Genomic DNA, 13,523 nt, shown 5'->3' with positions numbered 1-13,523 from the left:
AAGAAAACCGGTCGGTCAGGGTGACGTTTTCAGTAAGCCGTCATCACTCGTCGGACATGAACAAATAAATAATAAATAAAAATTCAACGTTCAGTTGCTTTGTGCAACTGACACCAAAGACACGCCCCCGATGGGGAAAGCGTGCCCATGTGGGGAGGGTCATCAATTGTCCCTGACTATTCAATGAGCAAACATATTGGCTGGGCCCTGATTGGTGCAAGTAATGTAGCCAGACAGTGGATTATCGATGCCATTCAGGTACAGGCTAACAGCAGCATCCTCAACGTACTGAGTTCAAGCGATGAACGCGGTGCGAAGTTTGCGGCTGAAAACGGTACTCCGGCCCATACCACGGATATAAACGCCATTCTGACGGATGACAGGGTGGATGCTGTCTACATCAGTACGGCCAACCAGTTCCACTGCGAGCAGACACTGGCGGCAGCCCGTGCCGGTAAGAATGTGCTGTGCGAAAAACCGGTTGCGCTGACGGTCGCGGATGCCCGCAGGATGATCGCCGCCTGCCGGGACGCGCGCGTGGTACTGGGAGTAAACCATCACCTGCGCTGCAACGCCATGCACCAGAAACTGCGGCGGATTCTGGCGGAAGGAACCATCGGCAGGCTTAATGCCGTACGGGTGTTTCATGCCAATTTCCTGCCTCAGGCCCTGCATGGCTGGCGGGTTAACGACCCCGATGGGGGCGGGCTGATACTCGACAGCACCATCCATGACATTGATACGCTGCGTTTCCTGATCGGAAGCAATCCCACGCATGTCATGGCGATGACCCAGAGCGGACGCCTTGCCCATGACGGGGTGGAGGACGGCATCATGGTCATCATGCGCTTCCCCGGCGATGTGCTGGTCCAGATCCACGGGGCCTATACCGTCCCGTTTTCCGAAGGGGGCGTGGAATTCTACGGCAGCGATGGCGTACTTGTCGGGCGGGACTGCATGAGCCAGCGGGCCGCGGGCCGACTGTTCATGCGCAACGCCGATGGCGAGAAAGAAATACCGGTTGAGCACCATAATCTTTACCACTACGCGCTCGCCGCCTTCAGCAATGCGGTGCGCGGCACGGGACAACCCGCCGCTACTGGCGAAGACGGTCTTGCTGCCCTGGCCATAGCGCTGGCCATTCGTGAATCGGCCCGTACCGGCCGTCAGATCGAAGTGGAAATCCCATGAGACACGCAGCTTTCGGGGCCATCGGTGCCGATGGCCGGATAATGGCCGGGGCGGGCACGGCCCGGGTCACCCTGACCGTAAGTGAACTGCGGCGCGCGGCGTGGACCTGCTCGCTGGGCAGTGCGCTGGAATATTATGATTTTGCCCTCTACAGCCTTGCTTCCGCGCTGATTTTCGGGCCGCTGTTCTTTCCGTCGGCAACACCCGTTACCAGCCTCATCGCCAGTTTTGCCACCTATTTCGTGGGCTTTGCCGTGCGTCCCGTTGGGGGCATCATTTTCGGCAGGCTGGGCGATCATATCGGCCGCAAGAAGGTCCTGCTGATGACCGTAACCCTTATGGGGCTTGCCAGTACGGGCATCGGGCTGATCCCCACCTATCAGACGATAGGGATATGGGCGCCTGTCCTGCTGGTTACGGCACGGATGCTGCAGGGCCTTGGGGCCGGAGCTGAACAGGCCGGGGCCGCCGTCATGATGACGGAATACGCCCCTCTGGGCCAGCGCGGGTTCTATGCCTCGCTGCCATTCCTCGGTATCCAGATTGGCACCATCATTGCGGCGCTGGTCTATTGTGCGCTCCTGTTCGGGGTGACGGATATCACGCATTCATGGATATGGCGCCTGCCATTTCTGGTCAGTGCCGTCATTCTTGTGGTTGCACTCTATATGCGGCTCAAGCTCAAGGAATCTCCCACTTTCGAGACGATCCAGCGCAAGGTGGTGGAAGAGCGTGAGTCCCTTACTACCCTCATCCACGGCTCCTGGCGCACGATCCTTGCGGGGATTGGCGTAAGAATGGCTGAAAACGGCGGATCGTCCATCTATCAGGTGCTGGCGATCAGCTATCTTGTCAATACGATGGGCCTGCCCGGACTGTGGGGTACCACATCGCTGATAACGGCTGCCGTTATTGGTGGATTTACCGTACCCATCGCAGGCAGGCTGAGTGACCGGTTCGGACGCATAAAGGTGTACCGGACCTGTGCCATCCTGCAGGCCGTAACGGCGTTGCCGGTATGGTATGCCTTCAGTACGGGCCGCCCCTTTGCCGCAGTTATCGCGCTGTCCATCGCGCTGGGGGTGACCACATGGGGCATGTTCGGCACGCAGGCCGCCATGTTGCCAGAAATGTTTGGCGCGCGGCATCGCTACATGGCCGTGTCGCTTTCACGCGAAGTTTCGGCCGTTATTGCCGGTGGCCTGACCCCGCTGGTCGGTTCATGCATCATAAGGTGGGTTGCAACCTTTTCCCCGTCCGCAGCGCATCCCGGTCAGATGTCATGGCTGCCCATTGCGGCCTATGTCATTTTTCTTGCGCTTATCACCATCGGGACGACTTTCTTCATTCCGGAATGTCGTAACCGCGATCTCGTTGAACAACACGACATTATCTAGTCATTTTTATTTCATTACAGGAAATGCTGAATATGCAGACCGTAATCTCGTCTGATGTCGCACACATGCTGCTGTCGGTGCGGAATGGAAAAACCGCGCCGCCCGCACATGTGCCCGACAGCCAGATCCCGCTTTCGATTGAAGACGCCTACACCATACAGGATGAAGTCGCACGCCATCTGGGACCGATAGCGGGCTGGAAGGTCGGATCAGAAACCCCGGCTTCGGAACCGTTCTGCGCACCCATCCATACATCAACCATTTTTACCGATGGCGCGACGGTGCCTGCCGAACTCTGCCGTCATCTTGGTGTGGAAGCGGAAATCGCATACCGCTTTGCCCATGGCCTGCCGCCGCGCACACGGGAATGGACCCGTGACGAGGTGCTTGACGCCATTGGCACGATCCATCCGGCGATCGAAATTCTGGATACGCGTTTCGCACAGCCGGGGTCGCAGCATAAACTGCTCCATACCGCTGACCAGCAGAGCCATGGCGCCCTGATTGTGGGGCCAGGAGTAGCGGACTGGCGCCGGTTTACGCCCGTGCAGGAACCGGTTGTGCTGACCATCAACAACCGCATCGTAGCTGAACATACGGGCGGCAATTCCGCTGGTGATCCACTGCGCCTGCTGGTCTGGCTGGCCAATCACGCATCCCGGCGAAAAATCGGCATCGCCGCTGGTGATATCGTCACGACCGGCTCCACAACGGGAACCATTTTTGTCGAGCATGACGCTGACATTACAGCCTGCTTTCCCGCCATTGGCAGCGTACGCGCCCATCTTGCCTGAACAGGAAATCTGAGATGACGAAACCTGAAATCCTGCTGATCGAACCCATGATGCCGGAAATCGAAAAGCAGCTTGATGCCGCCTATACGGTCCATCGCTTTACTTCGCTCGCACAGTTGAAAGACATCGCGGGCCGCATTCGCGGCATTGCTACCGGCGGAGCGACCGGCGTGCCGCAAGCCGTCATGGACAGCCTGCCAGCCCTTGAAATCATTGCCATAAACGGGATTGGCACCGATGCCGTGAACCTGAAGGAAGCAAGACAGCGCAATATCCATGTCACAACAACACCCGGTGTCCTGACCGATGATGTCGCGGATATGGCGATCGGACTGATCGTATCGCTGCTGCGCGGCCTGCCTGCCGGTGATCGATACGTGCGCGATGGGGAATGGGGCCATAAAGCCGCCCCGCCACTAGGCCGTAAGGTAACAGGAAAAAAGCTGGGTATTGTTGGCATGGGGCAGGTGGGGCGCGCGATTGCGCACCGTGCCCGGTCTTTTGCAATGCCTGTGTCCTATACCGACCTGCGGGATCTGGAACTGAAGGATTATGCTTTTATGTCCGACCTGAAAACGCTGGCGCGCAGCAGCGAAATTCTGGTTATCGCGGCATCCGGCGGAGCCGGGTCACGGCATCTGGTCAACAGGGAGGTGCTGGACGCGCTGGGACCGGACGGTTTCCTGATCAATGTCGCCCGTGGTTCGGTGGTGGATGAACAGGCCCTTGCGCAGGCCCTTGATGCGGGCACGCTGGGTGGCGCGGGACTGGATGTCTTTGAGCATGAGCCGGAGGTACCCGAAGCACTGCGCCATTCGTCGCGCGTCGTGCTGCAGCCGCATCGTGCGAGTGCTACGGTCGAAACCCGGCTGGCCATGGGAAATCTGGTTGTAAAAAATCTTGCCGCGCATTTTGCGGATGAATCGTTACTTACCGCCGTTATCTGAGCGGACATACAGCCTGTCCGGATACGCCCCCGGTCGGGCGTATCCGGCATGGCGGCAGGAATGATGGTGATGCCGCCGACCGCGTACCATTTATGGTCTCAACCATTCTTCTGTAACGGAAGAAATTCTTAAAATAATAAATATAATGAGAATTAAATCGGATCAGCATGAATGCGTACGTTATTTACGATAATTGCAGCATTCTATCGCCAGAAACCGCTTTTAAGAATAACAGCCCATATACCTGTCGTCGCGGTGATGATGCTGTGCGGTCATGCAATGGGCCAGACCTTTCAGGACAACTCGAACAGCGACGCCCGCCTGCGGGTGGCCACACCGCTTATGGCCCATCCGTCCAACGCGCCTGTCGTACCCCCGTTTTCCCGGCCCGAAGCCGTGTTCGCGGACCCATTTGGCATGACCACATGGCTCCGTACACGCGGCATTGCGCTGACGATGGACAATACCAATGAATACACGGCTGCCATTTCCCGACCGACCCCCGGTCATCCCGGTTACAGGCAGGGGTCAAGTAACGCAGGACAGGTCAATACGGCCCTTCATATAAACTGGGAAAAAATTATTGGCCTGAAGGGTTTCGCCACCCATACCCTCTTTACCAGCCGGTACGGCACGACTGCCAACCGCATGATGGGGGACTGGATGGCCCATTCATCGGAAATATATGGCGGGGGAGGCAATGTCGTCGTCCATCTTGTCACTGCTTATGGTGAAGAAACATTACTTGGTGGTCGCGTAAGTATTGCTGGCGGACGACTGACGGAAATGAGCGAATTCAGTGCCAGTTCGCTTTTCTGCAATTTCCAGAACAACAGTTTCTGCGGCCGGCCCAAGGCTGCCATCGATAATCAGTATATCACTTCCTATCCTGCCGGAGAGTGGGGTTTTCGTGTCCGTGGTCGCCCGTCCCGCTACACCTACATACAGGCAGGCGTCTATTTTGCCGAACGCGGTATTTATGCAAACAGCCAGCACAGGACCGGTTTCCACTTCAATTCATCAAATATCGTAGGTCAGCTTGCGCCGATCGAATTCGGCTGGGAACCCATGCTTGGCCGCCAGCATAAGCTGCCGGGGCATTACAAGATCGGTGGACAACTGATTTCAGCCCCCAACCCTGACAATTATTATGATGTGAATGGTCAGCCTTTTGCACTAACGGGCAAAACGGCGGCCAATCATCAGCAGACATGGAGTACGTGGTTTGAAATAGACCAGAAACTTCTGCGGCATTCCTATTCCAATGCCGAAGACGGCCTGACCATAATGAGCGGGGTGATCTATAATGATCCGCGTACATCACTGCGTAATTATGAGACTTACGCGGCTATGGTTGACCGTGGTTTTATTAAAAGCAGGCCCTATGATTCCTTTGGCGTGGCCATGACCTACGTCAAGATTGCGCCCGGCGTCTCATATACGGATGCACTGGACCTGAGCATGGTCCCGGCAAAAACAGCGCCGAACCACGCAACAGGCATTCAGGGCCATGAAACCATCTTTGAAACGAATTATCAGATCCACGTCATGCGTGGTGTAGTAGTGGCCCCCGATTTTCAGATCTATTTCCATCCCAATGCACAGAGAAACCTGAAAAACGTGGAATTCATAGGTTTCAAGTCACAGATCCAGATCTTCTGACGGATAGATGTCCTGCTCATGAAGGACAGGCACCGTATCGACGCGATACAGGTTAAGGATAACCCCATGTTACGCAGCGATGCCTGTCGGTGACGGTAAGGAAAGGCCGCGATTGCCGTATTATTCGACGGGTGCGTAACTGCCATCCTCGCGATGGACTTCATTGCCCGCAAGCGGGGGCGTAAAAACACAGACCAGCAGAAGATCGCTTCCTGTCGCGCGCAGGATATGCGGATCGTTCCTGTTCAGGGCGTAAATGGTGCCGGGACGGATTGGAAAAACTTCACCGGTCTGCGTATCTTCGACCTCACCTTCACCGGAAATGCAATAATTGGTCTCAAAATGGTTCTTGTAATGCAGATGCAGTTCCGCGCCCTTCTTGACGCGCGTTTCGTGCACGGAATGACCCATGCCATCATCGCGCACGATCATGCGGCGGCTTTCCCATCCCGGTCCCGAAGCATCCCGTGCCGTACCCGCGATTTCGTTGGATGTAACAACAATCATGATCTTTCCCTTATGATGATTTCACACGGGCTGCTGAAGGTTACTGACCAGTGGTTCCAGTACACTGGCCATGGCGAGGAGGGCATCATCGCCACCCCGTATTCCCGTCAGCATCAGGCCGACGGGAAGTTTGCCAACCGGCAGGGAAATGCCGGGCAGATCCAGACGGTTGGCGAATTCGGTTAATGAAAATGCGCGCCGGTTAAGCCGCAGATAGGTTGCCTCATCCCGCAGTTCCGCCACAGCCGGTGGCAGGATCGGAACGGTGGGCAACAGGAAGCCGTCATATCCGGTTATCTCCCGGTCGAACCTGTCGCGGCAGGCAGACAGGGCCTGCAGGGCATCCACATAGCGATAGGCAGGATTTTCCCGCCCGGCCAGCAGGCGTTTACCGACTACGGGATCGTATCCGTCAAAATCCGTCGCCAGACGATGGCGGTGCAATGCGTATGCTTCCGCCCCGATGATTCCGCCCTCCGCTGCAATACGGGCACTGTCCATAAGGCTGTCCAGAGGGATTTCGTGAATGGTTACACCCGCCGCCGTGAGGACATCCCGGCAGGTCCTGAACAGAGCATGCACATCTTCATCCAGCCCCATATCGGATAATGTGCCGGGAACCGCCAGACGGATAGCAAGGGGAGGGGAAGGGACATCCGCCCCACAACCGGTAATGGCACGATCCACCTGCCGACACAGCCCCACAGTGGGACAGATAAGACCCGGCACGTCAAAACTGGTGGAAAGCCAGTGCATGCCCTGCGTGTCGTAACGCGCGCGGCTGGGCTTGAACCCGACCACACCACAAAACGCGGCGGGAATACGGGCTGAACCACTGGTATCGGAACAGACGGCCACATCGCCGTATCCGCGCGCAACCGCGACTGCGGCTCCTGAACTTGAACCCCCGGCAATCCGTGTCCCGGTTGGGTCAAGCGGCGTGCGGGGCGTGCCGAAACGGGTATTGACCCCCAGCGCACCATAAGCGAACTCGGTCATATTGGTCTGCGCCAGCAGGGTCGCGCCAGCCATACGCAGCTTATGGACAAGTGCCGCACTCCGCATGGCCGGTTTCGCGTGCTGCAAGACCCGAGATCCGCAGCTACTGACCCAGCCTGCGGTATCGAAACAGGCCTTGACCGTCATGGTCAGGCCAGCGAGCGGGGGAAGTTCCCGACTGGTCCGGGACAACGCCTGCCAGTGCCCAAGTTCCGCGCGCGCCGCTTCAAACCGTTCATTGAGGAAAATGGCCTGATCCGTCCAGTCACGGGCGGCATAGTCAGCCAGCGCCCGATCAAGCCGTGCAGGCGCGTTTGCGGATATATGCGATTCCGCATGGTCCTGCTGTATATGCAACGGCGAGACGTCGGTATTCATTTTTCCACCCCGGCGTGAATGGTCAGTATTGTAATGCGTTACATTTGTGCGTTCTTGCCGCCTGTTCCTGAAACCATGGGACCATGCGCCGTATTGCTTCTTCAATCAAAGCTGTATTCACCGCAAAACTGAAGCGTATGAAGAACTTCCCGTCGACGGGATCAAAATCGATACCGGGTGCCGTGGTGACACCTGTATCCATCAACAGGCGCCTGCAGAACGCCATGCTGTCATCCGTCAGGTGCCGGATATCGGCATAGATATAGAATGCGCCATCCGGTGGGGCGATATGATTCAAACCCATCTGTGGCAAAGCCTGTAGCAGCAGGTCACGGTTACGGCGATAGGTTTCAATATGGCCGTCCACTTCATCCCTGCCATCGAATGCGACAAGGGCCGCATGCTGGCTGAGGGCCGCAGGCGGCAGGAACAGGTTTCCCATCCGCGCGTGAGCGATCTCCGCTTTTTCCGGTGGCACGACAAGCCATCCCAACCGCCACGGCGCCATGCTGAAGTATTTGGAAAAGCTGTTTACCACCAGCGCATGGGGATCATATTCCAGGATACTATGCGCGCGCTCGCCAAAGCTGAGGCCGTGATAGATCTCATCCGATATGATGCAGATCCCGCGTTCCCTGCACACTGCGACAATGGCCTGCATTTCGTCGGCTGACAGGATGGTGCCGGTCGGATTGGCGGGGCTGGCCAGGATCAGCCCGTCGGGGGCAGGCTCCAGCGCCCTGATGGCGCTGGCGGTCAACTGAAAGCGCTCTTTCTCCCCACATGGAATTTCAACAGGCTCCATGTGTAATGTCCTGACCACATTGCGGTAGGCGACATAACCCGGACGCGCCATGGCCACGCGGGCACCGGGCACAAAACTGGCCAGCAGGGCAAGCACCAGTGCCGGTGACGCGCCGCATGTAAGGATAACCTGCGCAGGCTGGACCGAAACATCGTAGGTTTCGTGATAGTGCCGGGCGATCCTGTCCCTTAGCGCCTGACTTTCCCAATAGCCCATGGGATCGGTGGCCAGCACATGCTGCGCGCGCTCAAGCGCCGCCTTCGGCGCGCCGGTGGAAGGCTGGCCGAACTCCATATGGATGATACTGCGCCCTTGCGCCGCCAGTTCATGTGCCAGCTTACTGATGGACAGGGCATGAAACGGATCAATCGGGGGCACAGTCATCACGACCTCAGGCTAGGGAAAGCGGCTTTATCGTCCCTGCCATACAACACCGTATCGGGCGGGATGAAAAGCCACCCGCCCAACCGGCTTTCACGATTTCACCTGCCTGAACAGCCAGTCCCTTGCCGCCTTGATGTAGAAGAATTTCCGCGCGGACCCCATATGGTCGACACCGTCAAAGGTCAGGAAGGTGATGTTGCCATCCCTTGCAAGGTAGCCATTGACCTGATCGGTCAGTTTCTTCTGGGCATCGACAGGAAAAATACGCGCAGGATCAAGGTATTCCGCCGGTCGCACCACTGTAGCGCCAGCCTGTTCCCATACCGGCACGCATTTCTCGTTCCATGGCGTGGCCTTGTTGTCTTCCGACCCGGTGATGATCAGCACCTTCTGTTTTGCAAGCGGTATCAGATCACTCGGGCGCTGCTGTCCCGCGATGATCAGCCCGGCGGCAAAGGTTTCAGGGTGTTTTGCCATCAGCCACAGCGATGTCATGGCCCCCATGGACCAGCCGGTGCAGTAAACCCTTTTCGGGTCGATCTTCAGAACCTTGTCACGCCGGTCATCCAGATTGGGGTTGCCATAATTCCATGTATTACCGAGCAGGGATTCGACAAGCCGGTAAGTATTTTCGACATCGGATGTATGTTCCCAGTAATCGTTCATCGTCGTGCGCTCGTAGCGCGGGGTGATGATCACGCATTCATGCCGCTCCTGCTCCTCGGGCAGGCTCCATATGCTGGCGATGCACTGTTCGGTCAGCGTCTGGGCACAGGTTCCATCCGGACTTGTCCCTGAATGGGTGACGGCAAGGAGGAGGGGATAGGAACGGTTCTCCCCACCCTTTGCAAGGAAAGATTTCGGCAGATAAATGCTGTATTCAAGCCACGCGGACCGCGTATCGTCCCACCACCAGTGATTCTGTTCCCACGCATCGACCCCACGTATGACAACACTGTTCCCGTGCGGCCCCGCGTTGCTCCATACGGTCTTACTGGCCGCATACACGGCACCGCCCGTGGTGCGGACGTTCCTGTCCTGTATCAGCGTGACCCTGTCACTATCGGTTGTGGGCAGGCTCAGGTCCGGGTCATGCGTAAACTCGGCAATGACATATCTGCCGGAAATACTCTTCCGGTCAGGCCGGAGTGCAGGCGTGTTACTGGTATAGATGGCCGCAACCGGGCGCGGTTTCGCGGCTGCCGTCGTATCATTCTTGTCAGGTTCCTGTGGCATCCCCGCGAAGAACCCTTTGGCCGCAGGAAAGACTGCCGTGGCATATGTATCAGGCGACAGGCTGGCCGGGTCGATTGCAACATCGTATTCCACTGCGATGCCATAGACCTTCTCGCCCCCGCCCGTGACCTCACACAATGCGCTGATGCCCTGAATTCCGGGGGTTTTCTTTCCATGGGGACCGGGACCGTCGGGTGCGTCCGGTCCTGCGGAAGATGCGGCCATGAAGCCATGCCCGCCCTCCGCCGCCCGTGCGCCCTGAACGCCAAGCCCCATTGTGGAGACCGCCCCGGCCAGAGCCGCGCCAACCGTCACGAAGTTGCGTCTTGATACATCGGTCATGGGTTTCTTCTCCGGTTGAGGGTCCAAATCAGGCTATGGCAGGGGACATCATGCCGCAACATACTGATATTGTTGATTAGAATTGTGGAAAATCCCTGAAAGCACCCCTTTTTCATCAGTCTTTCCCATGCCTTTCCAGAAAGGAGGGCACCAGGGGATTATCGCTCTGAAGGGAATTCTTGCCGGGCAGTTGCGATACATCCCAGCCACCACCCAGATCGGCAATCAGCTTCACGCTGGCCAGCAGGCGGCTTTCCTGAATCTGCAATGCCGTTTCCTGATCCCCCAGCGCGGTCTGCTGGGTGGTGATGACAGTGGTGTAGATGGCGGTGCCAAAACGGTATTCATTCATCGACACGTCCACGGCTTTCACCGCCGCACGCACGGCGGCATCCTGCTGGCTGGCCTGCTGTTCAAGAATACGCAGGCTGGAAAGCTGGTCCTCCGTATCCTGCAGGGCGGTCAGCACCGTCTGGCGATAGGTGGCGACCGCGTTGTCGTAATCGGCATTGGCTTCCTGCACCGCTGCCGTCCGTGCACCGCCTTCAAACAGGGTTTCGCTGCCCGCTGCCCCCAGTGACCAGATCCGGTTGGCAACCTGAATCAGCGACTGGACGGGATTGCCGCTATAGCCATAGGCAGCGGACAGGGTGACATCGGGATAGAAGGCGGCAATGGCGGCCCCGATTTCCGCATTATATTCCTCCATGGCCCGTTCGGCCGCGGCAATATCGGGGCGGCGTTGCAGCAGCGTTGCAGGCAGGGTGACCGGCACGGCCGGAATGGCCAAAGGCATGGCGGCGCGCGCAATGGTCAGGTCGGCGGGCGCGCGGCCAACCAGCACAGCGATCGCATGTTCATATTCCGAGCGCGCCACATCCGTTGCGGTGGCGCTGGCGCGGGTCTGCTCCAGTTCGGTTTCAGCCTGCAATTCATCGCCTGCATTCAGCGTGCCGCCTTCATGCTGGTTACGGATGATCTGGAGATTATGGGCATAAAGCGCTGCCGAGCGGTCCAGTAGCGACTTGAGGGATTCCTCATAGCGCATTTCAAAATAGTCCTGCGCCAGTTGCGACTGGTAGGACAGGCGGGCATTGGCAATATCGGCGGCACTGGCCTGTGCTGCGGTCACCTGTTCCTGTATCTGGCGGCGGATCTTGCCCCACAGGTCCAGATCCCAGTCGGCACTCAGTTCAGCGGCATAGGTGTTGCGCGTGGAGCCGGTGCTGTAGGTGGTGCCGCTGGTTGATGTGGCAGAACTGCCCTGACTGTTGCGGGCAAAGCTGAGATCACCGGAAAGCGTCGGGTAAAGGCTGGCCTTCGCCGCATTCACCAGCGCCCGCGCCTTGCGGTACTGGGCTTCGTATTCCTTCAGGTTCTGATTGGACAGTGCGACCTGATCCTCCAGCGCGTTCAGCGTCGGGTCATTATAGACCAGCCACCATTTGCCCTTTGGTATTGCGGCCATATCCGGCTGGCTGACCGTCCAGCCCGGGGCGGGCTGCAGTTCCTTGAACCGGGCAGAAATGATGGGCGCCGGGTGTTTGTAGCGCGGACCAACCATAAGGCAGCCCGACAGCGTGACCGCCGCCAGCAGTACTGTCGTGCCGCGCATGGCCGTGCGGAAACGGGCGGAAAGAAAGGAAGAATACGGCATGGAACTGTCCTGATACGTCATCACGCTCACGAGGAACGGGCAGGGCGCACGGCGCGCGCAATGGCATGGAAAAAGGCGGGAAGGCGGCGGCGCCCCCACTGGCCCAGACGGTCGAGATACAGGTACACGACCGGCGTCGTGTAAAGCGTCAGGATCTGGCTGAACAGCAGCCCCCCCATGATCGCGATACCCAGCGGGCGGCGTAGCTCGGCCCCATAACCGTTACCCACCACAAGCGGGAGCGCCCCCATGGCGGCGGCAATGGTCGTCATCATGATCGGGCGGAAGCGCAGCAGGCAGGCGGTATGGATGGCGTCATGTGCCGTGCGGTTGTGGTTGCGCTCCTCGGTAATGGCGAAGTCAACCAGCATGATGGCGTTCTTCTTCACGATCCCGATCAGCAGGATCAGCCCGATCAGCGCGATCAGGTCGAACTCCTGCCCCAGCAGGTACAGCGCCAGCAATGCCCCCACACCAGCGGAGGGCAGGGTGGAAAGAATGGTCAGAGGGTGAACATAGCTTTCATACAGGATGCCAAGCACCAGATAGACAGCACCCAGTGCCGCCACAATCAGCAGCGGTTCGTTACTGGCGGAACTCTGGAACTGGGCGGCGGTGCCTGCAAAATGCCCGTGCACGGTCGCTGGCACCTGCAACCGGGCGATCTCCTCATTAATGATCCGCGTGGCGTCGGACATGGACGCGCCGGACGCCAGGTTGAACGACAGTGTCGCCGCCAGCGACTGCCCCTGATGGTTCACACTCAGCGGCATGGTGGCGGACTGCATGCTGGACACGACCGAAAGCGGGACCATCGTTTCCGCCGTGGAGGAGACGGCCGACCCGCTGGAAGCCCCACTGCCGCCCGCAAGGCTGTTCTGGATCTGGTTGGCAAAGGACTGGCTGCTGAGCGCGGATGTGGTCGTGGACGTAGTGGAAGACGATGTCACCTTGATCGTATTGCTCTGCGTGCTGCCGCTGGCGGTCCCGCCCGATGTGCTGACCCATACCTGTTGCAGGATGTCCGCATTGTCCCAGTATTTCGGCAGTACGTTCATCACCACCCGGTACTGGTTCAGCGGGTTGTAGATGACCGAAGCCGCACGCTGGCCAAAGGCGTCATAACAGCCTGTCGGGTTGGGCATTTTGCGGCTGATAACGCCGAGGCTGACCCGGCTTATGCTGCCTGAAGCCGTGCCATTCTTTTGCAGTTGTATGCGAGAG

The 13,523-nt window shown here is 58.3% G+C and carries 11 protein-coding genes; 5 read left to right on the top strand and 6 right to left on the bottom strand.

All coding sequences use genetic code 11. The annotated features are described in order from the left end of the window. Positions 1 to 183: 183 nt before the first annotated feature. The 5 genes from CFR79_RS08120 (at position 184) to CFR79_RS08100 (ending at position 5,991) form a co-directional block, all read left to right on the top strand. A complete protein-coding gene (locus CFR79_RS08120) occupies positions 184 to 1,191 on the top strand; it encodes a Gfo/Idh/MocA family protein (protein WP_110547545.1) in 1,008 nt (335 codons plus the stop codon). Then, positions 1,188 to 2,588, top strand: a complete 1,401-nt coding sequence (locus CFR79_RS08115; RefSeq protein ID WP_110547544.1) for an MFS transporter — start codon at positions 1,188 to 1,190, stop codon at positions 2,586 to 2,588. The genes CFR79_RS08120 and CFR79_RS08115 overlap by 4 nt, the downstream gene beginning before the upstream one ends. 32 nt (positions 2,589 to 2,620) lie before the next feature. Next, positions 2,621 to 3,382: a 2-keto-4-pentenoate hydratase gene (locus CFR79_RS08110; protein WP_110547594.1), complete on the top strand. Its 762-nt coding sequence runs from the start codon at positions 2,621 to 2,623 to the stop codon at positions 3,380 to 3,382. Between the two features lie 14 nt (positions 3,383 to 3,396). Beyond that, complete coding sequence (locus CFR79_RS08105) at positions 3,397 to 4,329, top strand: 2-hydroxyacid dehydrogenase (RefSeq protein ID WP_110547543.1); 933 nt, start codon at positions 3,397 to 3,399, stop codon at positions 4,327 to 4,329. A gap of 171 nt (positions 4,330 to 4,500) precedes the next feature. Further along, on the top strand, positions 4,501 to 5,991 hold the full coding sequence (locus CFR79_RS08100; protein ID WP_258373468.1) for a carbohydrate porin: 1,491 nt from the start codon (positions 4,501 to 4,503) through the stop codon (positions 5,989 to 5,991). 120 nt (positions 5,992 to 6,111) lie between these two features. Here the strand turns inward: CFR79_RS08100 and CFR79_RS08095 are convergent, their stop codons facing one another. The 6 genes from CFR79_RS08095 to CFR79_RS08070 all read right to left on the bottom strand — a co-directional run. Next, positions 6,112 to 6,498 carry an ectoine synthase gene (locus tag CFR79_RS08095; RefSeq protein ID WP_102323675.1) on the bottom strand — a complete coding sequence of 129 codons (387 nt, stop codon included), beginning with the start codon at positions 6,496 to 6,498 and terminating at the stop codon, positions 6,112 to 6,114. A 21-nt stretch (positions 6,499 to 6,519) separates the two neighbouring features. Beyond that, positions 6,520 to 7,875 carry an amidase gene (locus CFR79_RS08090; protein WP_110547542.1) on the bottom strand — a complete coding sequence of 452 codons (1,356 nt, stop codon included), beginning with the start codon at positions 7,873 to 7,875 and terminating at the stop codon, positions 6,520 to 6,522. Positions 7,876 to 7,897: 22 nt separating this feature from the next. Next, complete coding sequence (locus tag CFR79_RS08085; protein ID WP_110547541.1) at positions 7,898 to 9,064, bottom strand: pyridoxal phosphate-dependent aminotransferase; 1,167 nt, start codon at positions 9,062 to 9,064, stop codon at positions 7,898 to 7,900. Positions 9,065 to 9,154: 90 nt separating this feature from the next. After that, positions 9,155 to 10,642 carry a prolyl oligopeptidase family serine peptidase gene (locus tag CFR79_RS08080; protein WP_181417399.1) on the bottom strand — a complete coding sequence of 496 codons (1,488 nt, stop codon included), beginning with the start codon at positions 10,640 to 10,642 and terminating at the stop codon, positions 9,155 to 9,157. Between the two features lie 115 nt (positions 10,643 to 10,757). Continuing rightward, entirely contained in the window at positions 10,758 to 12,299 is a 1,542-nt protein-coding gene (locus CFR79_RS08075; protein WP_102323672.1) for an efflux transporter outer membrane subunit, read from the bottom strand. 26 nt (positions 12,300 to 12,325) lie between these two features. Next, positions 12,326 to 13,523 (bottom strand): efflux RND transporter permease subunit (locus tag CFR79_RS08070; protein WP_258373467.1); only part of this gene is annotated, 1,198 nt, incomplete at its 5' end.

The sequence above is a fragment of the Komagataeibacter saccharivorans genome, from assembly GCF_003207825.1.
Classification (GTDB): Bacteria; Pseudomonadota; Alphaproteobacteria; order Acetobacterales; family Acetobacteraceae; genus Komagataeibacter; species Komagataeibacter saccharivorans.
Note: the sequence above shows the minus strand (reverse complement) of the source record. Positions and strands in the feature narration are given on the sequence as shown.